Here is a 24,677-nt window from a genome sequence, read left to right as displayed (position 1 = left end):
GTTATTGGGCCAGCGATTGCGCGACGCTTTGCGCAAAGCTCTGGTGGAACTGCGGATCGGCGATGATGCTCAGGTGCGTGCTGCCGGGGATCGGATGTACCCGTTCGACCTTGCCGGACTGCTTGCGCCAGTCGATCACGTTCATCCCGCGCAGCAGCGAGTCTTCCGCAATCCAGGCGTGGATGCGGCAGTCGAGCGGCTCCAGCGTGTAGTCGCGGAACACCAGCGCGTTCTCCATCAGCGTCCAGAAGATATGTTCGCGGCTGCCGATGTCCGGGCCGTCCAGCGGCAGCGATTCCGGGCTGTTGTTCACGTAGTGCAGGAACTGGGTGTAGACGGTGGCGTCCATGCGGCCCAGCAGCAGCTGCCAGCGGTCGCGCATTGTGCTGACGGCCAGCCATGCATCGATATCGCTTTGCAGGCGCTGGCGCAGCGACGGCTCCAGAGGCTTTTCGCCGCCGACCGCAAACTCCGCATCGAGCGCGCAGACGTCGAGCATGCCGACGAAGCGTACGTCGACGCTGTCGCCCAGCAGCCGTGCCGCTTCGTACGCCAGGATGCCGCCCCACGACCAGCCGAGCAGCATCACCGGCAGGCCGGCGCTGTGGCTGCGGATATGGTCGGCGTAGCGCGCCGCGAGTGCCGATACGGCCAGCGGTTCGCCGTCGCCGCCGGACAGCGAGTGGCAGATAAAGCCGGTGGCCGGCTGGTCGGGGCCGAGGTAGTTCACCAGCCCCGTGTACTCCAGGGTGCTGACCAGCAGGCCGGGGAAGCAGTACAGCGTAGGCTTGCTGCCGCCACGGCGCAGGCATACGACCTCGCTGCCGGCCAGGTTCCGGTCGGTGAGCGCGCGCGCCAGGCTGGCGATGTCCGGATAGTTGAACAGATCGACGATGCCCAGGCCGTGGTCGGGCAGCCGCTTGTCCAGCATGGTCAGCACGCGCAGCGCGCTGAGCGAGTCGCCACCCAGTTCGAAGAAGTTATCGGCGGTGCCAACCTGCTGCAGTTGCAGCACTTCCTGCCAGATCGCCACCAGTTGGCGTTCCAGGTCCGTCGACGGCTCCACCACTTCGCGCCGTTCCTGCGTCGGCAGCGGCAGCGCCTTGCGGTCGATCTTGCCGTTGGGCGTGAGCGGCAGGCTGTCGAGCATGACGATGGCGGCGGGCACCATGTAATCCGGCAGTTGCGCGGCCAGGCGGTGTCGCAGTGTTGCGCCGTCTATCGCTGCGCTCTGGTCGGCCACCGCATAGCCAACCAGCCTTGCGCCTTGCGGCGTCTGATGCAGCACGACGACCGCTTCACGCACGCTATCCAGCTTGCCGAGGGCCGCTTCTATCTCGCCCAGTTCGATACGGAAGCCGCGCACCTTGACCTGATGATCGAGACGGCCCAGGTATTCGATGATGCCGTCGGCACGCCAGCGCACCTGATCGCCGGTGCGGTACATGCGGCCGCCGTCGGCCGTGAACGGATCGGGGATGAAACGGTCCGCCGTGGCGGCAGGCTGGCCGTGGTAGCCGCGCGCCAGGCACGCGCCGCCGATGTGCAGCTCGCCCGCCACGCCGGGCGGTACGGGATTGAGGTCGGCGTCGAGCACATACGCCCGCCGTGGACCGACGGCACGGCCGATGGGCGCGAAGGCGCCGTCGAAACTGGCGCTGGCCGTGGTCTTCCATGCCAGCGGCGAGATCACGGTTTCGGTCGGGCCGTAGCCGTTGATCAGGCATTCCGGCGACAGTGCGCGCTTGAGCTGTTCGAAGGTGGCGCGCGGCATGCCCTCGCCGCCGAAGGACAGCAATCGCAAGGAGGCGGCGTCGCTGCGGCCTTCGGCCCATTCGGCCAGTTGCTGTACATAGCTGGTCGGGAAGCCGGCATTGTTGACGCGGTGCTCGCGCATGGCCGCATGCGTTTCGGCCGCGCTCCACAGCGCGCCGCCGCGCAGCACCACGCACCCGCCCACGATCAGCGGTACGATCCAGCGTTCATGGGCGCCGTCGAAGCTGATCGACAGGAAGTGCAGCTCGCGCGATGCGGCGCTCATTTCGTACAGTTCCGCCGTGGCCTGGCAATGCAGCGACAGCGGGCCATGCGCGACCGTCACGCCTTTCGGCCTGCCAGTGGAGCCGGAGGTGTAGATGATGTAGGCCATCTGCTGCGGCGAAACGTCCACCTCGGGTGCGGTCGCCGGGAATGCCGTCAGGTCCAGCGCATCGACGGCGATGGTGGCGCCGGCGGTCAGCGGCGGCAGCTGGTCCCGCAGCGAGGTTTGCGTCAGCAGGCAGAAGACGGCTGCGTCGTTGAGGATGTATTCGATGCGTTCCTGCGGATAGGCCGGGTCGATGGGCACCAGCGCGCCTCCTGCCTTGAACACCGCCAGCAAGGTGACGATCATGCCGACGCCCCGCTCCAGCGCCACGCCAACCCGCGTTTCCGCACCGACGCCGATCGACACCAGATAGTGCGCCAGGCGGTTGGCGGCAGCATGCATCAGCGCGTGGCTCATCGTATCGCCGCCACAGACCAGCGCATCGCCCTCGCCGTGCAGCGCCAGTTGCTGCGCCATCAGCTGATGCACCGGCACCGGCGAGTAGCTGGCTGCGGGCCAGGGAGCGCTCAACCGCGCCAGCGCCTGGGCGTCGACCAGTTGCAGGCCGTCGAGCCGGGACTGCGGCGCGGCCAGGGCTTGCGCCAGCAGGGAGCGCAGCCGATCCATCAGCGCGGCGGCGGTGGAGGCATCGAACAGCGCCGCCGCGTACGACAGCGTCAGGACGTACGACGGCGTCGACGCGTGGCTTCCGCCGACGCGCTCACCGGCGCGCAGCAGCAGGTCCACGCGCAGGGCCTGGTCTTCATCGATCCGCGTGGCGATATCCGGCGATGGGCGCCGCGCCGCATCCTGGCTGCGCCAGGCATAGCCGACCTGGAACGGCAGCTCGTGCTTCTGGAAGCCGTCGGCATTGAGGCGTTCAAGGAGTTTGTCGAACGGCAGCGCGGCATGAGCGCGATTGCGCGCGTCTTCGGCACGTACCGCCTCCAGCAGGTCGGAGAAGTTCATGCTGCTGTCCAGCGTCAGGCTGGAGACAAGGACATTTTCGAACGGACCGATAACGCCATCCAGCGCCGCCGGCCGTCCGCTATCGAAGGTCGCCATGCGCAGGCTGGTTTGCATCGTGTGGCGATACAGCAGCACCGCGAAAGCGGCGCGTACCACCTGTTCGGCCGGAACGTCACGCCCGGCGCAGAAGGCCCGCAGCGCCGCCGACTGCGCGCCGTCGAGTTCCATCCCGATCTGGGCGTCGGCATAGGTACGGACTGCCGTGCGTGGCCGGTCCAGCGCCAGTGCCAGCGACGGCGAGCCGCCGGCCAGCTTGGCCATCCAGTAATCGTAGTCCGGCGTCAGCGTGCCGGCGCCCAGCTGCTCCAACTGGCGCGCGGCGTGCTGGTGAAATGCCTGCGGTCCGACCGCCGGCAACGGTTCGCCGGCGATGCCGCGCAGGAGTTCATCGGCCAGGATTCCGGCCGAACCGGCGTCGGCCAGCATGCGGTGCACGGCCAGTATCAAGGTCGAACCTTCCAGCCAGGCCTTGATGCCGGGCTGGCGTTCCAGGTCGAAGTCCTGGCGTTCCGCCCAGCTGGCGTAGTCGCCGCTGCGCTCCAGCAGCAATGGCGCGGCGCTGCCCAGGCGCTGTTCGATATCGCCCCAGGCCAGCCGATGGAAGGTGGTTTGCAGGATCGGATGGCGAGCCTGCAAGGCGGTCAGGCCGTAGGCCAGCAGCGCGCGGTCGATGGGCTTGGGCCAGCGCAGTTCGATGCGGATGTGCAGGCGCTGCGAAGTCTGGGTCAACTGGGTCAGGAACCACAGGCTGCGCTGGGCCGGCGATACCAGTTCGATGGTGGCGTCTTGCGGCAGCTTGTTACCCATGGCGCGACTCCCCGCCGGCCAGCGCCAATTGCAGGCTGTGCTCGCGCAGATCCAGCCAGACGGTATCGATATGCGCCAGGCATTGTTCGCGCGCGGCGCGGAAGCCGGTCGCCCGCCACCCGGCAGGCACCGGTTGTTGCGCCGGCCATACCGAATACTGCCGCTCCGTGTTGATGACCACTTCGTAAAGACGCTCGTGCTGCATGTCCGCTCCCATATCAAGCAGTCAAAATTAACAATAAACCAATCGAGCTGAATGATAATGACTATCATTTCGATTTGCAAGAGCGATTCGTAGTAACACTGCTATGAGAAGGGGCATGCTGCACAAAAAATATGCTCGCGGCTGCCGGTTGGTCGTAAGATGAAGGAAAGATCATTTTCCGTATCAACTTATGCATATGCGCCTCCCGTGTCGTGCAATTGGCTACGGTTCTCCGGTCCTTCCGCGGCGCCGCGCGTATCTGCTTACGCTGCTGATCGCGGGCTTGCCTATGGCGACGCCGGCCGCCCGCGCCGACGCCCCGCTCTCCGTCACGCTCACCATCCACGACTACCCGCCTTTCATCGGCCTGGACCTGCCCTACGGCGGCCTGCTGACGCGCGTGGTGGTGGAAGCGTTCAAGGCCAGCAACGTCACCGTCAAGTTCGAGCGCGTGTCCAGCAACCGCGCCATCACCGGTGTGATGATGGGTTTGTACGACGGCGGCTTCGGCTGGGCGCACACGCCGGAGCGCGACCGCAAGCTGTTGTATTCGGACACCTCGATCTACACCTTCCGCATGGTGTTCTTCCAGCGCCGCGACATGCAGATGAACTGGAATTCGCTGGCCGACCTGGGCAAGTACCAGATCGGCACCACCCTTGGCGACCACTACTCGGAAGAGTTCTCGGCATTGCACGCGCAACACAAGCTGAAGGTGCAGGAGGCTGCCGGCGATTTGAACAATATGCGCAAGCTGCTGCTGGGCCGCATCGACCTGTTCCCGATGGAGGAGGAAGCCGGCAAGATGCTGATGCAGACCTCGCTGACGGAGGCCGAGCAAGCGCGCCTCAGCTACCAATCCAAGCCGATTTCGGCGGTGCCCACCTACGTGGTCTTGCGGCGCGACTTGCCGAACGCGCGCGAGCTGCTGGATCGTTTCGAGCAAGGCTACCGGCAGCTGCAGGAGAGCGGCCAGCTGCTGCGCCTGCAGACCGAAACGCGCAAGGCCCTGTTGGCGGCGACGCCGCAGAAGCGCACTTCACCCTAGCTGTTTTTTTCGTCCGATCCAAGGAGAAGCACGATGCGTCCACCTTCGATACGAACCATACCGTCAACAGTGGCGCTGGCTTGCGGCGCGCTGGGCGCGGTCCCGGTGCAGGCGCAGGTCCAGAACGGACCCATCGAACAGGTGCTGGTGACGGCGCAGAAACGCTCGGAGGCGTTGCAAAGCGTGCCGCTCAGCGTGACCGCGCTGGACCAGCGGGAGCTCGAACACATGGGCGTCGAGCACGTGTCGGACATCGCGCGGCAGACGCCCGGGTTGACGGTGGTGTCGTCCGGGCCGGGCCAGAACATCCTCATCATTCGCGGCATTTCGTCGGTGGCGGGGACTGCCGGCACGGTCGGCTACTATCTGGACGATACGCCCATCGCAGCATCGAGCAACGCGGCGTTGCTGTCGCTGCGCGGCTTGATCGATCCGGCCATTTTCGACATCGCCCGCGTCGAGGTGCTGCGCGGCCCGCAAGGTACGCTGTATGGTTCCAGCTCCATGGGCGGCACCGTCAAGTATGTGAGCTCCCAGCCGGACCTGAATCGCCTGGGCGGCAAGGCCAGCGCAGTGCTGTCCCACACCCAGGGCGGCGGCTGGAACGAGGAAGGCAATGCCAGCGTCAACGTGCCGCTGGGCGATGGCGCGGCGGCGGTACGCATCGGCGTCTACTACCGCAACCAGGATGGGTATATCGACCGCTACCCGGTTGCGCTCAACGACATCCTGGCCATTGCACCCGGCGGCGCGCGCCAGGCCAACGTCAACACCGAGCGGACCAAGGGTGCACGGCTCGCGCTGCGCCTGAACCTGGGCGCGGGCCTGGTGGCGAATGCATCGCTGTACTACCAGCACATGCTGCTCGGTGCGCCGTTCCAGATCGATGCGCCACCGGGCAGCCTGGATGATTTGATCCAGACGCGGCTGGTGCCCGAGCCCAGCGTGCAGAACTCCACGCTGTCCAACCTGACGATACGCAAAAACTTCGCGCGCTACGAGCTGGTGTCGTCCACCTCCTACTACAACCGGCGCGTGTCGGTCGACGAGGATGCGTCCAAGGTGCTCTACTACTTCTTCTCGCCGACGCCGCAAAGCTCGGTCTACCCCGGCGGCATGCATGGCGATTACATCAACCGCGAGTTCACGCAGGAAGTTCGCATGGTGTCCGATTTCAGCGGGCCGCTGCAAATGATCGCCGGCGCCTACTACCACCACGTCGATGCGCCGCTGGCCTCGGTGATCCCCGTGCCGGACGGTTACAACAGCAAGTTCGGCACCGATTACGGCAGCTTCTTCAAAGGTGGGCGCCAGGCCACGGTGCGGGAGACCGCGCTGTTCGCCGAGGGCAGCTATCAACTGGCGCCGGCATGGATCGCGCGGCTCGGCGTGCGCGCCTTCCGCGTCAGCCAGGGTTTCGCGCAGCAAGGCGACGGCTTGTTCAACGGCGGACCGTCCGCCATTACCGGCAGTTCACGCGATCATGGCTACAATCCCAAACTGAACCTCTCCTGGCAGGCGACGCCGGATGCGATGCTGTATGCGACCGCCTCCAAGGGCTATCGTCCCGGCGGCCCCAACAACCCGGCGCCCGCCGCGCTGTGTGCCAGCGAGGTCGCCAAGCTGGGCCTGAGCGCCAGCGCCCTGCTCACCTTCTCGCCCGACAGTTTGTGGAACTACGAAGTCGGCGCCAAGACGCAGTGGCTGAACCGTCGGCTCACCGTCAACGGCTCGGTCTACACGATAGACTGGAGCAAGGTGCAGCAGCAGATCGTGCTGCAATGCGGCTTCAACATCACGGCCAATTTCGGTTCGGCGCGCAGCAAGGGCGGCGAACTGGAGGCGGCCTTCCAGGCCACGCCGCGCCTGACGCTGCGCGCCACGGCGGGCTACGTCAACGCCACGCTCAACAACGACGTGCCGGGCACCGGCGCCAAGCAAGGCGATGCGTTGTTGGACGTGCCGCGCTGGAGCGGCAGCGCTGCGGCCGAATACAGCTGGAACGTGGGCGAACACCACGCAGCGTTCGGCCGGCTGGACGCCACCTACACCGGCGGCGCCAATTCCCTGTACGACCGCAGCAGCGCCTTCTATCGCCGCGCCGGTTTCTCGCAGCTGAACTTCAAGCTGGGCTGGCAGCCGGTCGGCAAAAGCCCGAGCTGGAACGCCACCTTCTTTGTCGATAACCTGCTCGACAAGATTGGCCAGACCGGCCTGCCCGTTGCGATCTCCGCCGACCTGCCCAGCACGCGCCGCATCGCAATCAGCCGGCCGCGCACGATCGGCCTAAGGCTGGGCAAGACGTTCTAGACGGACTCCGGCAGTTTTTCGATCAGCTTGTCCAGCGTGATCGGGTAGTCGCGCACGCGCACGCCGGTCGCGTTGTAGACCGCATTGGCGATCGCAGCGCCGACGCCGCAGATGCCCAGCTCGCCCACGCCCTTGGCCTTCATCGGCGAGGAGATCGGATCGGTCTCGTCGAGGAAGATCACGTCCTGGTGCGGGATGTCGGCATGCACCGGCACCTCGTAGCCGGCCAGGTCGTGGTTGACGAAGAAGCCGCCGCGCTGGTCCACCACCAGGTCCTCCATCAACGCCGCGCCCGCGCCCATGGTCATGGCGCCTATCACCTGGCTGCGCGCCGACTTGGGATTGAGGATGCGGCCTGCCGCGCACACCGCCAGCATGCGCCGGATGCGCGTCTCGCCGGTGGCGGCGTCGACGGCAACCTCGACGAAGTGCGCGCCGAAGGTCGATTGCTGGAACTTCTTGTCCAGGTCGCCGTATTCCATCTGGTCTTCGGCGACCAGTTCGCCATCGGCGGCGGCCTCGGCCAGCGGCAGCGAGCGCCCGCCCGCGCTGACGCGGCCGTCGGCGAAAGCGGCATCGGCGGGATCGAGGCCCAGCTTCTGCGCCGCCGCTTCGCGCAGCTTGACGCAGGCGGCATACACGCCGGCCGTGGAACTGTTGGCGCCCCACTGCCCGCCCGAGCCGGCCGACACCGGGAACGAGGAATCGCCCAGCTTCACCACCACCCTGGCCAGCGGCACGCCCATCATCTCGGCGGCGGTCTGGGCGATGATGGTGTAGCTGCCGGTGCCGATGTCGGTCATGTCGGTTTCCACCGTGACGACGCCGTCGCGGTCCAGCCGCACGCGCGCGGCGGACTTCATCAGCAGGTTGTTGCGGAAGGCGGCGGCCACGCCCATGCCGATCAGCCAGCGGCCGTCGCGCAGCTTGCCGGGCTGGGCGCTGCGCTGGCTCCAGCCGAATTTGTCGGCCCCCGTGCGCAGGCATTCAACCAGCCGCCGCTGTGAGAACTTGCGCTCCTTCTTCTCGGGATCGGAGCTGGTGTCGTTGATGATGCGGAACGTGACCGGGTCCATTTTCAGCTTCTCGGCCATCTCGTCCATCGCGATTTCCAGCGCCATCAGGCCCGGCGCCTCGCCCGGCGCGCGCATGGCGTTGCCTTCGGGCAGATCGAGCACGGCCAGCCGCATCTTCGTCATGCGGTGCGGGGCCGCGTACAGCAGCCGGGTTTGCTGGACGGCGGTCTCGGGTCCGCCGCCCGGCAGGTCGCCGGACCAGCTCTCGTGGCCGATGGCGACAAGCTTGCCTTCGCGGCTGGCGCCGAGGCGGACGCGCTGTATGGTCGCCGGCCGGTGCGTGGTGTTGTTGAACATCAGCGGCCGTTGCAGCGCTACTTTCACTGGCCGCTTCGCCGCTCTCGCGCCCAGCGCCGCCAGCAGGGCTTCTGCCCGCACGAACAGCTTGCCGCCGAAGCCGCCGCCGATGTAGGGCGAGACCAGGCGCACGTTTTCTTTCGGGATGCCCAGCGTTTTGGCCAGGTCGCCTTTGCCCCAGTCTATCATCTGGTTCGCGGTCCAGACGGTGAGCTTGCCGCTTGCGTCCCAGGCGGCGATGGTGGCGTGCGGCTCCATCATCGCGTGCGACTGGTCGGGCGTGCTGTAGCTGGAATCGAGCCGCACCGGTGCGCCGGCGTAAGCGCCGTCGAAATCGCCGGTGATGCTGTCCTTGTTGCCCTTGCCTTCGGGCTGGACCGCCTGGTCCTTGGCCGCCGCCAGGTCGTAGGCGCCCTTCTGCGGCGTGTACTTGATCTGCACCAGCTGGGCAGCGGCGCGGGCTTGCTCGAAGGTCTCGGCCACCACCAGCGCCACGGCCTGGTGGTAGTGCTGGATGTCCGGCCCCGCCAGCAGCTTGGCGGTGTTCATTCTTCCCTTGCCCAGCTTGCCGGCGCTGTCGGCCGTGACGATGGCGATCACGCCGAGCGCGCGCGCGGCCTTGTCCAGAGAAATCGAAGCGATGCGGCCCTTGGCGATGCCTGCGCCGACGATGTAGCCGTAGGCCGCATTCGGCGCGGCGGCGTGCTGCTCGTAGGCGTAGATTGCTGCGCCGGTGGTCTTGAGCGGGCCGTCGATACGGTCGACCGGCTTGCCGATGATCTTCAGCTGGTCGATGGGATTGGTGGTGGCGGGCGTGGTGAATTTCATGGTGTCAGCCTTTCTTCGCTTCCGCCAGCACCGCGTTGAGCGTGCGCTGGACCAGGGTGAGCTTGAACGCATTGTCGGCCGTAGTCTTGGCACCGGCCAGCAGCTGTTCGGCCACGGCCTTGCCGCCTTTGGGCATGCTGGCGTCGGCCGCCGGCATGCGCCACGGCTTGTGGGCGACGCCGCCCAGCGCGACCTTGCCGCTGCCGTCCGGCTGCACGATGGCAGCCACCGAGATCAGCGCGAATGCATACGAGGCGCGGTCGCGCACCTTGCGGTAGATGTGCGTTCCGCCTGCGGGCTTGGGCAGTGTGACGGCGGTAATCAGCTCGCCGGCTTGCAGCGCGTGCTCGATATGCGGCGTATTCCCGGGCAGTTTGTGGAAGTCGGCGATCGGTATCGTTCGGGATGAGCCATCCGGGCGCACCGTCTCCACAGTTGCGTCCAGCAGGTGCATGGCGACCGCCATATCGCTGGGATGAGTGGCGATGCAGGCATCGCTGACGCCCAGCACCGCGTGGTTGCGGCTGTAGCCGCCGATGGCCGCGCAACCGCTGCCCGCCACACGCTTGTTGCACGCCAGATTCGTGTCGTAGAAGTACGGGCAGCGGGTGCGCTGCAGCAGATTGCCCGCCGTGGTGGCCTTGTTGCGCAACTGGGCCGAGGCCCCGGCCAGCAAGGCCCGCGACAGCACGGCGAAGTCGCGCCGCACGCGCAGGTCGGCGGCCAGGTCGGTGTTGCGCACCAGCGCGCCGATCCGCAGGCCGCCTTGCGCCGTAGCTTCGATCTTGTCCAGTCCGAGGCCGTTGACGTCGATGAGGTGGGCTGGCGTTTCGATTTCCAGCTTCATCAGGTCGAGCAGATTGGTGCCGCCGGCGATGAACTTGGCGCCCGGCACGCGCAGCGCCGCAGCGGCCGCCTCCGCAGGCGATTGCGCGCGTTGATAGCTGAAGACCCTCATGCTGTCCTCCCTGCGACTTCGGTGATGGCGTCGATGATGTTGGAATAGGCGCCGCAGCGGCAGATATTGCCGCTCATGCGCTCGCGCAGCTCGTCCGCGCTGAGCAGCGGCTTCGCGTTCAGATCGGCGCTGACGTGGCTGGGAATGCCCTGCTTGATTTCGTCGAGCACGGAGACGGCGGAGCAGATCTGCCCCGGCGTACAGTAGCCGCACTGGTAGCCGTCATGCTTGATGAAGGCTGCCTGCATGGGATGCAATTTGTCCTTGTTGCCCAGGCCCTCGATGGTGGTGACTTTGGCGCCTTCATGCATCACCGCCAGCGTCAGGCAGGAATTGATGCGGCGGCCGTCGACGATGACGGTGCAGGCGCCGCACTGGCCGTGGTCACAGCCCTTCTTGGTGCCGGTGAGGTGCAGATGCTCGCGCAGGGCGTCCAGCAGCGTGGTGCGGGTGTCCAAGCTCAGGTGCTCGATCTTGCCGTTGATCTGGATGGTGTAGCGGGCGGTGATCGGGTCCGGATTGGGGGGCATGGCTTGCTGGGCGGCGGCCAGCGGCGGCACCGCTGCGGCAGTGGCGGACAAGGCGCCTGCGATGAGCAGATCGCGCCTGGCGTGGTTGATGTCGCTGAAGTCGTTCATGAGATCGCATCCTCTGGCTGGTATCGGCGATCTCCATGGTAAACGTTTTCCGGCGCAAGAGTGTTCGTTTGTTCACACAACCGCTGCAAAGCACCGGTGGTTGCGGTTTTTAGCTCGTTTCGCCATGCAGGGCGCGCACTTCCGCCTCGCTGAATCCGGCTTTCAGGCGGGCTTCGACGTTGAACGGGCCGCGCGGCGTTGGCGCCTTGTAGCGCACCGCCAGCTCGGCGTAGGTGGCGCGCGGTTCCAGGCCGCGTTGCTGGCACAGGTAGTTGTACCAGCGGTTGCCGATCTCCACGTGGCCGACCTCGTCGCGCAGGATGATGTCCAGGATGGCCGCCGCCTCGCGGTCGCCGGCCTGGGCCAGCTTGGCGCGCAGCGGCGGGATCGCATCCAGGCCGCGCGCTTCCAGCGTGCGCGGCACCAGCGCCATGCGGGCCAGCACGTCTTCCGTGGTCTTGCCGACCATTTCCCACAGGCTGTCGTGGGCCGGGAAGTCGCCGTAGCTGTAGCCCAGCGTTTGCAGGTGGGCGGCCAGCATGGCGAAGTGCGTGGCCTCCTCGGCCGACACGCGCAGCCAGTCGATGTAGTACTCCATCGGCAGATCGGGGAAGCGCCACAGTGCATCGAGGGCCAGGTTGACGGCGTTGAATTCGATATGGGCCAGCGCGTGGATCAGCATGGCGCGGCCTTCCACCGTGGCCATCGAGCGGCGGCCCACCGACAGCGGCGGCACCAGTTCCGGCTTGTCCGGGCGGCCGGGGATGGCGCCGTGTGCCTGGAGCGCTGCGGCAGGGTCCAACCCGCACTGCCCGGCTTGCGACGCCGCCGCCATGGCCGCGACGGCAGCCACTTTGGCGCCGGGATCGCTCTCCAGCAGGCAATGCAACGCGTAGGCACGCAACTCGGTGGGGCTGGACATGGCTTTCCTTGAACCTGAAAAAAGGACGCAGTATATACGGTCAGCAGTCGACGGTCTCATCAATTGCGGATAAGTCTACATTACTGAGGCTTCAAGCAAGGTCAGCGTTTGCAGCTGCGTGTCCAGCCTTGCGCGCAGGCCGACGGGGATGGTGAACTGGTTGCGGATATGGCCGAAGGAATAGCCTGCCACCGCTGGTCGAGTCAGCGGTAGCAGGTGCTGGTCGATGGTGTCGTCCAGCGATAGCGCGCTTTCGCCGTCGGCGCCTTCGCAGTTTTCGAAGATGCCCAGCACAACGGCTGCGGCGTTGCGGTAGCCTTGGCTTAGCTGTAGCTGCGTCATCATGCGGTCGATGCGGTATGGTTCTTCGTTGACTTCTTCCAGATACAGGATGCAGTCTTTGAAGTCCGCCGCATAGGGCGTGCCGGCCAGCGCGCTGACCAGCGACAGGTTGCCGCCGATGAGCCGCCCGGTCGCCACGCCATCGTGCACGGTGCGCGGCGGTGGGTTGTCTGCGCACATGGCGATGGTGTAGTTGTCTTGCGGCGCCATCAGCACGCTGCGCATCTGTGCCACCGAGTATTCCGAAAAAGTGGACGAGCCCACTGGGCCGTGAAACGTCACCAGCCCCGCCTTCCTGAGCAACGCCAGATGCAGGCAGGTGATATCCGAATAGCCGATCAGCACTTTGGGATGGGCGCGGATCAGCCGGTAGTCGATATGCTCCAGCAAGGAGATGCAGCCGGAGCCACCGCGAACCGTCCACACCGCCTTGACCTCGGGATCCAGGAACATCGCATGCAGATCCGCCATCCGCTGCTCGACCGTGCCGCCGTAATTGCCGTAGACGTAGTTGATGTTATCGCCCAGCCGCACCCGCAGACCCAGCGATTCGATATTGCTGACCGCCTGCGCCAACGCCGCATCATTGGTATGGCCGCCTGGCGCGATCAGGCCGACCAGATCGCCTTCTCGCAAGCGCGCTGGCTTAATCAATTGCATGTTCTTCCTCCCCACGGGCGCGGCGGCGGCAGGCAAGGCGCCCGCCCCCAGCACGGCGGCCAGCGCGTTGCCGAACTGCCGCCGGCTGTAGGCTCCCGGCATTACAGGAACTTGTACTTGAGCAGGATATTCAGCGAACGTCCGCGTGGATCGGCCACCCGTGGATCCCAGCCCGCGCCCACCACTTCATCCACATTATGCGCGGTGAACGGCGGATCGGTATCGAGCAGGTTCTGGATGCCCAGCGTGATCGTGACGTTCTTGAAGCCGGTGTACGTGGCCGACAGATCGTACTTGGTGTAGGCCTTCACGTCCGGATTGAAGCCGGCGGGCGGCGCGGACTTGCCGGCGTTGGGCAGCTGGTCCTTGTAGCCGGAGCTGTAGTTCTGGATCAGCATGCCGCTCCAGTCGCCGCGCGACAGGCTGATGCTGGCGTTGTGCTTCCAGCGCAAGTACAGGTCGCGGGTGTAGAAGTTGCCGACGTATTCCTTGTACGGCTGGCCTTCGATCTCGGCGAACTTGAAGCTCTGCGTGTAAGTACCGTCGAGGTTGACCGCCCACTTGTAGCTGTCGATCTTGCCTTCGCCGCGCAGGCTGAGGTCGGCGCCACGCGTCTTGGTGCCGGCCGCGTTGATCCAGCCTGCATCGACATACGCAATCGTGTTGTCCGGGTTGCGGACGATGTTCTGCGACAGCAGCGCCGCGTTGGCCAGCACGATCTGCGGCGTGCGGTTGAGGATGCGGTTCTGCGAGTTGATCGCCCAGTAGTCGATCGATGCGGAATAGCCGCGCACCGGTTCGATCACCATGCCCAGGCTGCCCTGCTTCGAGGTTTCCGGCTTCAGGCCGGGATTGCCGCCGCTGAAGTACGGCAGGCGAGCAATCGCGCAGAATGCCGGATCGCCGGGATGCTGCGGGCAGAAGATCGGATCGATGGTGCCGTTCGGCAGCTCTTGCGACAAGCGGCCGGAATACAGTTGCGTAAAGCTCGGCGCCAGGAAGCCCTTGTTGGCCGAACCACGGAACAGCAGCACGTTGTTCGGCTGGTAGCGGAACGAGATCTTGGGATTGGTGGTCGAACCGAATACGCTGTAGTGATCGCGGCGCAAGGCCAGCTGGGTTTCCAGCTCCTTGGTGATGGGCACGATCAATTCGGTGTAGACCGCCTTGATGTTGCGGCTGGCGTTGTTCAGCGCGGCGTTCCCCGGCGACAGCAGGATCTGCGTGGCGTCCACGTCTTGCCCGAAGTCGTAGCCTTCGCGGCGCAGATCGAAGCCCACCGCCATCGACAGCGGGCCCGATGGCAGTTGCCAGACTTCGCCGGACAGGTTGCCATCCAGTTGCGTCAAGCTGGTTTTACCGTGCTGGAAGGCGCCGCGGAACTTGGTCGACTCGATCAAGTCCATGGCTTCCTGCGTCTGCGTCTGGCCGGCGCTCAGCCACGGGTTGATCTTGCCGCCGCCCAGCGCCGAGTAGATCTTGCTGGTGTAGCCGTAGCCGTCGAGCAGCGCGGTCTTGGTGGTGCTCTCGCCGTGCGACAGCCCGGTGCGGTAATCCCATTTGCCGAACAGTACGCCCTCGGCGCCGATCAGCAGGCGCGCATTGTCGGTGACGTTTTCCTGGGTGCGGTAGCCCCAGGGATTGGCCCGCCACTTGTAGATGATGGGCTTGGTCTTGTCGAAGCTCGGGATCAGGGCCGACAAGTCCTGGTAGTAGGCGCCGCCCACCGGATAGGCGTTGCCGGCCGCCAGCGAAGTCTGGATCTGCACCGGCGTCAATTGCGCGGTGGCCTTGGTGTGGCCATACAGCGCTTCGACGAACAGTTTATGATCGGCGTTGAGCTTGAGCGTGCCCCGCGATACCGCATTCAGGCGTTCGACCGGGAAGGCGATGATGTAGTCGGCGCCGTAATCGTAGGCGCAGGAATAGGTGCTGCGCGTGGCGGCGGTGACGTCCTTCCACAGTGCGGTCTGGTACTGCGACATGCCGGGGATGGAATCGCACTTGCCCTGCAAGCTCAGGGCATTCGCTTGCAGATAAGTGGTGCTGTCGCCCGGCACCTTGAAGCCCGCGCCCAGCGCCGTGCCGGCGCCGCTCAGTTGCGTGGCGTATGGCGTGCCGGTGGTGTCCGGCGACAGGCCGCGTGCGGGCTGGAAGCCGTTGGCAAACGCGCGGTCGTGCGAGCTGAGCTTTTCGTTGTTGTCATAGGTGACGCTGCCCATGACGTTATAGCCCTCTTTCTCCAGGGAGCCGATGCCGCCCAGCAGAGACAGCCTGCGCGTCGCGCCACCGCCGTGCTGGGTGAAGTTGTCGTTGAGCGAAGCCTCGAAGCCGTGATAATCGGTGCGCAGGATGAAGTTGATGACCCCGCCGATGGCGTCGGTGCCGTAGATGGCCGAGGCGCCGTCCTTGAGGATCTCCACGCGCTGGATAGCGCCCAACGGGATCGCGTTCAGGTCGACCGCCTTGGCGCTGGCGCCGAAGGTGGCGATGCGGCGGCCGTTGAGCAGCACCAGTGTGCTGTTCGGTCCCAGCCCGCGCAGCGAGGCATACGATGCGCCGCCGCTGACGCGGTCTGCATCGGCGCCGAAGACGTTATTCCCCGAGGTCATATTGTCGGCGCCGGTGCCGTTGGCGGACAGGCTGCGTATCAGCTGCTCTGTGCTGGTGATGCCGGATTTCTCGATGGTGTCGAAGCCGATCACCTGGACCGGCAAAGCGCCCTCCTTCGCCAGACGCTTGATGCTACTGCCGGTAATTTCCACGCGCTGCATGACTTCCTGCGCGAACACGGTACCCGCAGCCGGGACGAACACGCCCATCAGCGCAATCATATGCGCCAGTTTTTTAACCTTCACGGTCTCTCCCTGTGGTGAATCTGACTAGTTATCTGTTCAGATTAGCGCCTTGCTTCATTCGCCAGCCAATGAAAATAGCTTTTGCGGCCATAACTTTTGGTAATGAAGTGGCACTCTTACCCGCAGCATGCCAGTGACCGGAGGTTTCAGGAATGGCACTTGTATCATTTATGACACATTTCTCGGGAATAAAGACTAGCCGAGCAAGGCGCGGGCGGCATCGGCGATGCTGCGGGCCAGCTGGCTGGCGCCGTGGGACAACGGCGCGTGGGCCGGCGTGAGGAGGTAAAGCTGGATCGGGATTTCCGGCGCCCATGGCCGGCTTTGCAGGCGGCCGCGTCCGGAGGCCGCCGTGAACGGATCCACCACCGCCATGCCGCCGCCGGTTTCCACCAGCGAACGGGCGATCTGGTAAGTCTGCACTACAGTGTGGAAATGCGGCTGTATGCCCTGCGCTTCGCAGGCGGCCAGCACCAGGTCGCCGAGCGGGTCGTTGTCGGCGTAGCCTATCAGTTCACCTTCCAGCTGCGGTGCGGAGAATGGCTGTGTCTCTTGCGCGGCGGACCAGCGGCCAGGCGGCGCGATCACCGTCATCACGCCCTGCGCGATGGGCTCGGCGACGATGCCGGGATGGCGCGGGTCCTGCAGCGACAGGCCCAAGTCGGCCTCGCCCAGGCGCAATGTGTTGACGATTTCGCTGGTGTGGTGGGTCGCCAGTTCGCAGCGGGTGTCGGCGAAGGCGCGGCGCCAGTTGCTCATCGCTTGCGGCAGCACGCTGGCGGCCACGGTCGGTGTCGAGACCAGCCGGATGGTTTCCACTGTACGGCCCTTGAGGCTGGCCGCCAGGCGGCGTATGCCTTGCAGGTCGCGGTTGAGTTTCTCGGTCTCGGCGAACAGGCGATGCGCCTCCGGCTTCGGGTACAACTTGCCGCGCACGCGTTCGAACAGCGGCATGCCCAGTTGCAGCTCGCAGTGCTGCAGCACCTTGGTGACGGCCGGTTGCGAGATGTGCAGCACCTGGGCGGCGCCGCTGATGGTGCCAACTTGCATGATCGCGTGGAAAACTTCAATGTGACGCAGCCGCATCTTCCTCTTTCGCTATGACGATGCGCTACTGTAGCAGGAGTGCCGCCCGGACGCTGCCTTCCGCTTGCGCGAGCAAGGCTCGGGCCCGCGCGATCGGCACCTGGCATTTCAGCACCACGATCGCCACCTTGACGTGAAAGTCGCACTGCTCCAGCACGAAATGGGCGCTGGCCTCGTCGGCGCCGGTGGCGTGCCGGGTCAAGGCCACGGCGCGGCGCACCAGCTTGGCGTTGGTGGCCTTCATGTCGACCATCAGATTGCCGTAGACCTTGTTGAGTCGGACCATGATGGCGCTGGAGATGGTGTTGAGCGCGATCTTCTGCGAAGTGCCGGCCTTCAAACGGGTGCTGCCGGAGATCACCTCCGGCCCGGTGTCCAGCGTGATGCCGAGCTCTGCCCGCATGGCGACTGGCGCGTCGGGGTTGTTGGCAATGCCGATGGTGAGCGCGCCGGCGGTGCGGGCCGCGTCCAGCGCGCCCAGCACATAGGGCGTGCTGCCGGAAGCGGCCAGCAGCAGGACCACATCGTTCGCTTGCGGCAGCAAGGCGGCCAGGTCCAGGAAGCCCTGTTTGCTGTCGTCCTCGGCGCCCTCCACAGCCTTGAACATGGCGCCCTTGCCGCCGGCCAGCAGCGACAACGCGCGCTCATGCGGCCAGGAGAAGGTTGGATGCAGCTCCACGCCGTCCAGCACGCCGAGCCGGCCGGATGTACCGGCGCCGACGTAGATCAGGCGGCCGCCGGCCGCGATGCGCGGTGCGGCCGCATCCACCGCTGCGGTAATGGACGGCGCCGCCGCCTGGACCGCGGCGATGGCGTTGAACTGGTCGGCGATCAGCGTATCGACCAGTTCGGCAACCGGATACTGGTCCAGGCCGGCATGTTCCTGGCTGGGGGTTTCGGTATTGAGCATGTAGCCAGTGTAATCTCGAAGCTCGGCGCGCAGCCATGAAAGCTTGCCGGGAGGGCATTCCGAAAAGTTATACGGCAAGAGCCGGTTTTCATTGGCGACTGTCCGTCACCCACAGTATTCTTGCTTCCATTGAGAACAAGAGGGCCAACATGAAACGTGAAATGCAGGCCTTGATGGGGATGTTGCTGATGGCGGGCGTCAGCGGTGGCGGCCTGGCCGCTACGCTGGACCAGGAACTGGCGGCCATCGCGGCCGACCCGGCGATGCCGCTGGCGAGCCTGTCGGTGCTGGCTGTGCGCGGCGGCAAGGTGCAGTACCAGTATCAAACCGGCCGGCGCCGCATCGGTGTCCATGCCGCGCCGGCCACGGCGGACACGCTGTACCGCATCGCATCGATCTCCAAGATGATGACCACTTTCGGCTTGATGAAGCTGGTGGAGCAGCACAGGCTGGCGCTGGATACGGATGTGGGCGAGTATCTCGGCTATCCGCTGCGCAATCCGCATTTCCCGGAGCAGGCCATTACCTTGCGCATGCTGCTCACGCATACTTCGTCGCTACGCGATGAGGCCGGCTATTTCTGGGGCGCCGAGGTCGCCATCCGCGACAAGCTGACCGGCGGCGAGGCCGGCGTGTGGGCCAGCAACGCCGGGCCGGGCGCGTATTTCACGTACACCAACCTGAACTGGGGCGTGATCGGCACCATCATGGAAAAAGTCAGCGGCGAGCGTTTCGACCGGCTGATGAAACGGCTGCTGCTGGAGCCGATGGGCCTGCGCGGCGGCTACAACCCCGCCGAATTTTCCACCGCCGAGATCGACGATGTGGCGACGCTGTACCGCAAGCGCACCATCGACACAGAACGCTGGAATCCCGACGGACCCTGGATTGCGCAGGTGGACGACTACAGCGCGCGCCCTCCTGCCGCGCCCGCAAACATCGGCAACTACGTCATCGGCAGCAACGGCACGCTGTTCAGCCCGACGGGCGGTCTGCGCATCTCTGCCTCCGACATGGGCAAGATCATGCTGATGCTGATCCATCATGGCCAGCATCAGGGGCGGCAGATCCTGCAAGCGGAATCGGTGGCGCTGATGTTCAGCCAGCAGTGGAAGTACGACGGCGGCAACGGCGATACGTATCGCGGCCTGTATCAAAGCTGGGGCTTGGGCAGCCAGCGTTTCGGCGACGGCAGCCTGGTCGAAGGCGGCGGGTTCAGCGCGGCCGGGCATCTGGGCGAGGCTTATGGTTTGATCTCCACCTTCGTTGTCGACCTGGAGCGCGGCAACGGCATGGTGTCGCTGATCGGCGGCACGGGCGCCGATCCGGAACGGAATCCCGGCCGCTATTCGGCGATGACCCGCAGCGAAGAGCGCATCCTGACGGCGCTGTATCGCCGCGCGATACTCGGCCAGTGAGACCATGAGCGAGATCATCGTCATCGGCGGCGGCGTGGTGGGTCTGACCTCGGCGTGGTGGCTGGCTGAGGCCGGTTATCGCGTGACGCTGGTCGAGCGCGAGGCCGGAGTCGGCAGCATGGCGAGCTTCCGCAACGGCGGCCAGCTCAGCTACCGCTACGTGGCGCCGCTGGCCGATGCGGGCGTGCCGCTGAAGGCGCTGCATTGGCTGGTTCAGCCTGATGGCCCGCTGCGCTTTCGGCCGGAGGCGGATATGCGGCAATGGCGCTGGCTGGCTCAGTTTCTGCGCAACTGCAATGCTGGCGCCAACCGGCGCACCACAGCCACGCTGCTGCAACTGGGCGAACACAGCCGCCAGGCGATGCGCGAGCTGTCGCTGCACCTGCCCTTGTCCGAGTTCGGCTGGCGCGATGCGGGCAAGCTGGTGGTCTACCGCAGCGCGCACCAGTTCGAGCGCGCCGCCAAGCTGGCCGCCAACGATGCCGAGGTGCTGACGGCCGCGGGCGCAGTCATGCGCGAGCCCGCGCTATCGGCGCTGCAAGGTGATCTGGCGGGCGGCATCTTCAATGCCGGCGAGGCGGTGGCGGATTGCCATGCCTTCTGTGTGGAGCTGGCGCGGCGCTTGCAAACGCACCGCAACTTTGCCGGCGTGATGCATCGCGATGTGACGGCATTACGGACCGAGGGGGGCAAGGTGACGGGACTGGATACGACGTCCGGCCCGCTGCGCGCGGACCAGTTCGTGCTGGCGGCCGGCATACAAAGCCGCGACCTGGCGGCCACGGCGGGCATCTATCTGCCGCTGTATCCGCTCAAAGGCTACAGCCTGAGCGCGCCCATCCGCGCGCATGACGTGGCGCCGGCGATCAGCGTGACGGACTTCGAACGCAAAGTGCTGTACGCGCGCATCGGCGAGCAATTGCGGATGGCGGCGATGGTGGACATGGTGGGCGCGGACAACCGCATCGACCGGCGCCGCGTGCAAAGCCTGGTGCGGCTGGCTAAGGAAGCCATGCCTGACGCGGCCGACTACGACCGCACCGAGGCGTGGGCAGGTTTGCGTCCCGCCACGCCGAGCAGCGCGCCCATCATCGGTGCGACCCGTTACGATAATCTGTGGCTGAATGTCGGCCACGGCCCGCTGGGTTTCACCTTTGCGTGCGGCACCGCCAGCCTGCTGGCCGGCATGCTGCGCGGTGCTGCCGCACCCATCGCACTGGATGGGCTGACGCTGCGCCGGTGACGATCAGGACTTTTGCTGGAACAGGCGCAGGATGCTGGAGAAGTCTTGCTGTCCATGGCCCTGCTGCGTGTGCAGTTGATACAGCTGACGTGCCAGGCTGCCCAGCGGCGTGACCGCCTGCGCCGATTGCGCGGCTTGCTGCGCCAGGCCCAGATCTTTCAACATCAGCGAGCTGCCGAAGCCGCCCGCATAGTCGCGCGAGGCCGGCACGTTGTCCATCACGCCCGGCCACGGGTTGTACAACTCCAGCGCCCAGTTGCGGCCCGAGCTTTTTGCCATGATCTCCGATAGCACCTTCGGATCGAGACCGTGAGCGACGCCCAGGTTCAACGCTTCCGAGGTGCCGGCCATCAGTATCCCCAGAAGCATGTTGTTGCAGATCTTGGCGACTTGCCCTGCGCCGGGGCCGCCTGCGTGGAAGATGTTCTTGCCCATCTGTTCCAGCACGGGACGGGCGCGTTCCAGCGCGGCCGTCTCGCCGCCGACGATGAAGGTCAGCGTGCCGGCGGCTGCGCCGGCCGTGCCGCCCGACACCGGTGCATCGATCATCGCCAGGCCGCGCTCGGCTGCTGCTGCGGCTACTTCGCGCGCGGCATCGGCGGCGATGGTGCTGCAATCGATGAACAGGGCGTTGCCGGTGGCGTGCGCCAGGATGCCCTGCTCGCCAAGGTACAGTTCGCGAACGTGGCGGTCCGCCGGCAGCATGGTAACGACCACGTCCGCCTCGCGCACTGCGGCCAGCGCGGATGATGCGGCCCGCGCGCCGGCGCTGTGCAGGCTCTCCATGGCTGCCGCCGACAAATCGAAGACCGACACGGTGCGGCCCGCGCGCAGCAGGTTGTGCGCCATCGGTGCACCCATATTGCCCAGTCCGATAAAAGCGATATGCATATTGTCTCCTTGTTTTAGTTCAGGTCGGCCAGCGGATGCTGCGGGCCGGGAGCCTGGAAAAATTCGTCCACGACGGCAAGCGCTTCGTCCAGCGTGCGCGGCGACCATTGCGGGGCGTTGTCCTTGTCCACCAGCAGTGCGCGCACGCCTTCCGGGAAGTCCGGATGGGCGCAGCATTGCAGGGCGACCACCAGTTCCATCCTGAACACGTCCGCCAGGCTCAGGTGGCGACTACGTTTTTGCAGCTCCCACACCAGCGCCGCCGACGATGGCGCGCCCTTCGCCAGGGAGGCCGCAGCGCGCTGCAACCAGACCACATCGCCCTGATAAGCGGTGATGGCGGCCACCACTTCGCCCAGTTCGCGGCCGGCGGTCAAGGTATTGATGGTATCCCAGTTCTGGCGCACTTCCGATACCGGAAGCGCGTCAGTGGCCAAGCTCAGCGAGCGTAGCACGCGGTCCACCACGCCGCTGGCGTCGCCCTGCCATTCGGCGGCGGCCAGCGCGGCGATGGTCGCCTCGCGTTGTTCCTGCGGCAGGAAGTAGTCGCCGAGGCCGGTGAACAGCGCGTCATGCGCGTTCAGCGCGGCGCCGGTCAGACCGAGGAACAAGCCGCTGCGGCCCGGCATGCGCGGCAGGAACCAGCTGCCGCCGACATCCGGGAACAGGCCGATGGTGATCTCCGGCATGGCGATGCGCGTGGTCGGCGTGACGACGCGGTGGCTGGCGCCCGCCAGCAAGCCCAGTCCGCCGCCCATGACGATGCCGCCGCCCCATACCACCAGCGGTTTCGGGTAGGTGTGGATCAGGTAGTCGAGCCGGTACTCTTCGCTGAAGAAGGACTGCGCCAGCTGATTGGGCATGGCGCTGGGCTCGGCCAGGATGGCGTTGCGCAGCGTGCGCACGTCGCCGCCGGCGCAGAAGGCCTTGTCGGTATTCGATTGCAGCACCACGCAGGCGATCCCGTCATCCTCGGCCCAGTCCCGCAGGGCCTGGTAGATCATGCGGATGATGTTCAGCGTCAACGCATGCAGGTTGGCCGGCGAGTTCAGCGTGATGATGCCGACGGCGCCACGGGTTTCCAGCAATACGGCCGGTGCGTAGTCGAGATTGGCCGATTCACGCATTGCGCCACCGTGCGGCACGTTTTTCGAGGAAGGCTTGCACGCCCTCTTTCTGGTCCTGCGTGTCGAACAGATCGACGAAGCGCTCGCGCTCCTGCGGCAGCAGGTGCTGCGGCGGCAAGCTGCGCGCGCCCTGGATCAACGCTTTGCAGGCCGTGACGCTGCTCGGGCTCTGGCGCCAGGATTTTTCGGCCAGGGCCAGCGCCGCGTCCAGCGCGGTGCCGCTGGCGACAACTTCTTCAACCAGGCCAATGGCCAAGGCGCGCTGCGCATCAATGCGCTCGCCGCACAAGATCATGCGCTTGGCCCAGCCTTCGCCGACCAGCCACGACAGCAGTTGCGAGCCGCCGGCGCAAGGCAGCAGGCCGACCGCCGCTTCCGGCAAGGCCATCTGCGCGTGCTCTTCCGCGATGCGGATATCGCAAGCCAGCGCGCACTCCAGGCCGCCGCCCATGGCGTAGCCGTTGATGGCGGCAATGCTGACGCCACGGAAGCCGGACAGCGCTTCGAACGCCGCGCCGAAGCGTTGCGCCATGGCGCGCGCCACGGCCTTGTCGCCGTCGGCAAACAGTTTCAGGTCGGCGCCGGCCGAGAAGAACTTGGCACCGCCGCCGGTGATGACCAGCGCGTAGATGTCGCGTTCGTTGTTCAGGTCGGCGACCAGTTCGGCCAATGCTGACAGGCTGTCCAGCGTCCACGTGTGGGCTGGCGGGTTGTCGAGCGTTACCACGGCCGTGTGCTGGCGCCGTTCCACTTGCAGGTTTGCGTAGGTTTTATTCAATTGATATTCTCCGTGGCGCCCTCGCGCAGGATGGCCCTGCTGATGATGAGACGCATGATTTCGTTAGTACCTTCAAGAATTTGATGCACCCGCGTGTCGCGCACATGGCGCTCCAGCGGATACTCGCGGATGTAGCCATAGCCGCCATGCAGTTGCAGCGCTTCGTTGGCGACGGTGAAGCCGGCGTCGGTGGCGAAGCGCTTGGCCATGGCGCAGTAGACGCTGGCGTCCGGGCTTTCATGGTCCAGCTTCCAGGCGGCCAGCCGCACCATCTGGCGCGCGGCCACCAGTTCCGTCACCATGTCGGCCAGCTTGAACTGCAGCGCCTGGAACTGCGCCAGCTCGCGGCCGAACTGGATGCGTTCCTTGATGTAGCTGCAGGCCCGCGCCAGCGCCGCCTGCGCCGTGCCGACCGAGCAGGCGGCGATGTTGATGCGGCCGCCGTCCAGCCCCTTCATCGCGATCGCAAAGCCCTGGCCTTCCTCGCCCAGCAGGTTGGCGGCCGGGACGACGACGTTGTCGAAGTGGATGGCGCAGGTGGGCTGGCTTTTCCAGCCCATCTTCTCTTCGTTCTTGCCGAAGCTGATGCCCGGCGTATCGGCCGGGACCGCGAAGGCGGAGATGCCGGAGGCGCCGTCGATGCCGGTGCGTGCCATCACCACCAGCAAATCAGTGCTGCCGGCGCCCGAGATGAAGGCCTTGCTGCCGTTGAGCACGTAACGCTCGCCCTGGAGTTCGGCGCGGGTGCGCAGCGATGCCGCGTCCGAACCGGCCTGGGCTTCGGTCAGGCAGTAGCTGGCCAGCGCCAGGCCGCTCGCCAAGCGCGGCACCCATTGCTCGCACAGGGCCTGGCTGCCCCAGCGCGCCACCATCCAGGTCGCCATGTTGTGGATCGACAGATAGGCGGTGGTGGAGGTGCAGCCAGCGGCCAGTTCCTCGAAGATGATGGCCGCCTCCAGCCGCGACAAGCCCAGTCCGCCCAGGTGCTGCGGCGTGTACAGTCCGCAGAAGCCCAGTTCGCCTGCCTTGGCGAGCGCGTCGCGGCTGAAGTAGCCGTCGGCATCCCAGCGGGCGGCGTTGGGCGTGAGCTCGCCCTCGGCAAACTCGCGCGCCGCCTGCTGGAATGCCCGCTGCTCTTCGTTGAGCGCGAAGTCCATGAT

The 24,677-nt window shown here is 66.0% G+C and carries 18 protein-coding genes; 4 read left to right on the top strand and 14 right to left on the bottom strand.

What is annotated here, in order from left to right; all coding sequences use genetic code 11:
• Window position 1: 1 nt before the first annotated feature.
• Both GEV01_RS02665 and GEV01_RS02660 read right to left on the bottom strand, forming a co-directional pair.
• Window positions 2-3,922: a non-ribosomal peptide synthetase gene (locus tag GEV01_RS02665; protein WP_152801430.1), complete on the bottom strand. Its 3,921-nt coding sequence runs from the start codon at window positions 3,920-3,922 to the stop codon at window positions 2-4.
• A complete protein-coding gene (locus GEV01_RS02660; protein WP_235914166.1) occupies window positions 3,915-4,127 on the bottom strand; it encodes an MbtH family protein in 213 nt (70 codons plus the stop codon). The genes GEV01_RS02665 and GEV01_RS02660 overlap by 8 nt, the downstream gene beginning before the upstream one ends.
• 289 nt (window positions 4,128-4,416) lie before the next feature.
• Here GEV01_RS02660 and GEV01_RS02655 point away from each other — a divergent pair, with 289 nt between their 5' ends.
• On the top strand, window positions 4,417-5,175 hold the full coding sequence (locus GEV01_RS02655; protein ID WP_235914164.1) for a substrate-binding periplasmic protein: 759 nt from the start codon (window positions 4,417-4,419) through the stop codon (window positions 5,173-5,175).
• Between the two features lie 33 nt (window positions 5,176-5,208).
• Window positions 5,209-7,485: a TonB-dependent receptor gene (locus tag GEV01_RS02650; RefSeq protein WP_152801423.1), complete on the top strand. Its 2,277-nt coding sequence runs from the start codon at window positions 5,209-5,211 to the stop codon at window positions 7,483-7,485.
• On the opposite strand, the gene paoC is transcribed toward GEV01_RS02650, so the two are convergent.
• The 8 genes from paoC to GEV01_RS02610 all read right to left on the bottom strand — a co-directional run bounded on the left by paoC (window position 7,482) and on the right by GEV01_RS02610 (window position 18,060).
• Window positions 7,482-9,686, bottom strand: a complete 2,205-nt coding sequence (gene paoC, locus GEV01_RS02645; protein ID WP_152801421.1) for an aldehyde oxidoreductase molybdenum-binding subunit PaoC — start codon at window positions 9,684-9,686, stop codon at window positions 7,482-7,484. The two genes, GEV01_RS02650 and paoC, sit on opposite strands and share 4 nt — an antisense overlap.
• A gap of 4 nt (window positions 9,687-9,690) precedes the next feature.
• Window positions 9,691-10,644 (bottom strand): FAD binding domain-containing protein, encoded by a 954-nt coding sequence (locus GEV01_RS02640; RefSeq protein ID WP_152801419.1) that lies wholly within the window; start codon window positions 10,642-10,644, stop codon window positions 9,691-9,693.
• Window positions 10,641-11,282, bottom strand: a complete 642-nt coding sequence (gene paoA, locus GEV01_RS02635) for an aldehyde dehydrogenase iron-sulfur subunit PaoA (protein WP_152801417.1) — start codon at window positions 11,280-11,282, stop codon at window positions 10,641-10,643. Before paoA ends, GEV01_RS02640 begins: the two co-directional genes overlap by 4 nt.
• A 109-nt stretch (window positions 11,283-11,391) precedes the next feature.
• Entirely contained in the window at window positions 11,392-12,204 is an 813-nt protein-coding gene (locus GEV01_RS02630) for a ferritin-like domain-containing protein (protein ID WP_152801415.1), read from the bottom strand.
• 75 nt (window positions 12,205-12,279) lie between these two features.
• On the bottom strand, window positions 12,280-13,308 hold the full coding sequence (locus GEV01_RS02625) for a S66 peptidase family protein (protein WP_152801413.1): 1,029 nt from the start codon (window positions 13,306-13,308) through the stop codon (window positions 12,280-12,282).
• The gene (locus tag GEV01_RS02620; RefSeq protein WP_328595418.1) at window positions 13,308-16,064 is read right to left on the bottom strand and encodes a TonB-dependent receptor; all 2,757 of its coding nucleotides are present in this window, start codon (window positions 16,062-16,064) and stop codon (window positions 13,308-13,310) included. The genes GEV01_RS02625 and GEV01_RS02620 overlap by 1 nt, the downstream gene beginning before the upstream one ends.
• Window positions 16,065-16,259: 195 nt before the next feature.
• Window positions 16,260-17,150, bottom strand: coding sequence for a LysR family transcriptional regulator (locus GEV01_RS02615; protein WP_152801411.1), 891 nt, complete (start codon window positions 17,148-17,150; stop codon window positions 16,260-16,262).
• 25 nt (window positions 17,151-17,175) lie between these two features.
• A complete protein-coding gene (locus GEV01_RS02610) occupies window positions 17,176-18,060 on the bottom strand; it encodes an N-acetylmuramic acid 6-phosphate etherase (RefSeq protein ID WP_152801409.1) in 885 nt (294 codons plus the stop codon).
• A 149-nt stretch (window positions 18,061-18,209) separates the two neighbouring features.
• Between GEV01_RS02610 and GEV01_RS02605 the strand changes: the two genes are divergently transcribed.
• Window positions 18,210-19,478: a serine hydrolase domain-containing protein gene (locus tag GEV01_RS02605; protein WP_152801407.1), complete on the top strand. Its 1,269-nt coding sequence runs from the start codon at window positions 18,210-18,212 to the stop codon at window positions 19,476-19,478.
• 4 nt (window positions 19,479-19,482) lie between these two features.
• Entirely contained in the window at window positions 19,483-20,721 is a 1,239-nt protein-coding gene (locus GEV01_RS02600) for a D-amino acid dehydrogenase (protein ID WP_152801405.1), read from the top strand.
• A 3-nt stretch (window positions 20,722-20,724) separates the two neighbouring features.
• Here GEV01_RS02600 and mmsB read toward each other — a convergent pair whose 3' ends face one another.
• From mmsB to GEV01_RS02580, 4 genes are read right to left on the bottom strand one after another with little or no spacing between them, the layout of a single operon-like run.
• Entirely contained in the window at window positions 20,725-21,612 is an 888-nt protein-coding gene (gene mmsB, locus GEV01_RS02595; protein ID WP_152801403.1) for a 3-hydroxyisobutyrate dehydrogenase, read from the bottom strand.
• A 14-nt stretch (window positions 21,613-21,626) separates the two neighbouring features.
• Window positions 21,627-22,739 (bottom strand): enoyl-CoA hydratase/isomerase family protein, encoded by a 1,113-nt coding sequence (locus tag GEV01_RS02590; RefSeq protein WP_152801400.1) that lies wholly within the window; start codon window positions 22,737-22,739, stop codon window positions 21,627-21,629.
• On the bottom strand, window positions 22,732-23,517 hold the full coding sequence (locus GEV01_RS02585; RefSeq protein WP_152801398.1) for an enoyl-CoA hydratase: 786 nt from the start codon (window positions 23,515-23,517) through the stop codon (window positions 22,732-22,734). Before GEV01_RS02585 ends, GEV01_RS02590 begins: the two co-directional genes overlap by 8 nt.
• Complete coding sequence (locus GEV01_RS02580; protein ID WP_152801396.1) at window positions 23,514-24,674, bottom strand: acyl-CoA dehydrogenase family protein; 1,161 nt, start codon at window positions 24,672-24,674, stop codon at window positions 23,514-23,516. The genes GEV01_RS02585 and GEV01_RS02580 overlap by 4 nt, the downstream gene beginning before the upstream one ends.
• Between the last annotated feature and the right edge of the window lie 3 nt (window positions 24,675-24,677).

This window comes from Rugamonas rivuli, from assembly GCF_009380165.1.
Classification (GTDB): Bacteria; Pseudomonadota; Gammaproteobacteria; order Burkholderiales; family Burkholderiaceae_D; genus Rugamonas; species Rugamonas rivuli.
This window is presented reverse-complemented; position numbering and strand designations above follow the sequence as displayed.

What these genes read in the sequence shown, in the direction of transcription:
- GEV01_RS02665 (WP_152801430.1), bottom strand. Translation starts at nt 3,922, where the DNA reads ATGGGTAACAAGCTGCCGCAAGACGCCACCATCGAACTGGTATCGCCG.
- GEV01_RS02660 (WP_235914166.1), bottom strand. Translation starts at nt 4,127, where the DNA reads ATGCAGCACGAGCGTCTTTACGAAGTGGTCATCAACACGGAGCGGCAG.
- GEV01_RS02655 (WP_235914164.1), top strand. Translation starts at nt 4,417, where the DNA reads ATGGCGACGCCGGCCGCCCGCGCCGACGCCCCGCTCTCCGTCACGCTC.
- GEV01_RS02650 (WP_152801423.1), top strand. Translation starts at nt 5,209, where the DNA reads ATGCGTCCACCTTCGATACGAACCATACCGTCAACAGTGGCGCTGGCT.
- paoC (WP_152801421.1), bottom strand. Translation starts at nt 9,686, where the DNA reads ATGAAATTCACCACGCCCGCCACCACCAATCCCATCGACCAGCTGAAG.
- GEV01_RS02640 (WP_152801419.1), bottom strand. Translation starts at nt 10,644, where the DNA reads ATGAGGGTCTTCAGCTATCAACGCGCGCAATCGCCTGCGGAGGCGGCC.
- paoA (WP_152801417.1), bottom strand. Translation starts at nt 11,282, where the DNA reads ATGAACGACTTCAGCGACATCAACCACGCCAGGCGCGATCTGCTCATC.
- GEV01_RS02630 (WP_152801415.1), bottom strand. Translation starts at nt 12,204, where the DNA reads ATGTCCAGCCCCACCGAGTTGCGTGCCTACGCGTTGCATTGCCTGCTG.
- GEV01_RS02625 (WP_152801413.1), bottom strand. Translation starts at nt 13,308, where the DNA reads ATGCCGGGAGCCTACAGCCGGCGGCAGTTCGGCAACGCGCTGGCCGCC.
- GEV01_RS02615 (WP_152801411.1), bottom strand. Translation starts at nt 17,150, where the DNA reads ATGCGGCTGCGTCACATTGAAGTTTTCCACGCGATCATGCAAGTTGGC.
- GEV01_RS02610 (WP_152801409.1), bottom strand. Translation starts at nt 18,060, where the DNA reads ATGCTCAATACCGAAACCCCCAGCCAGGAACATGCCGGCCTGGACCAG.
- GEV01_RS02605 (WP_152801407.1), top strand. Translation starts at nt 18,210, where the DNA reads ATGAAACGTGAAATGCAGGCCTTGATGGGGATGTTGCTGATGGCGGGC.
- GEV01_RS02600 (WP_152801405.1), top strand. Translation starts at nt 19,483, where the DNA reads ATGAGCGAGATCATCGTCATCGGCGGCGGCGTGGTGGGTCTGACCTCG.
- mmsB (WP_152801403.1), bottom strand. Translation starts at nt 21,612, where the DNA reads ATGCATATCGCTTTTATCGGACTGGGCAATATGGGTGCACCGATGGCG.
- GEV01_RS02590 (WP_152801400.1), bottom strand. Translation starts at nt 22,739, where the DNA reads ATGCGTGAATCGGCCAATCTCGACTACGCACCGGCCGTATTGCTGGAA.
- GEV01_RS02580 (WP_152801396.1), bottom strand. Translation starts at nt 24,674, where the DNA reads ATGGACTTCGCGCTCAACGAAGAGCAGCGGGCATTCCAGCAGGCGGCG.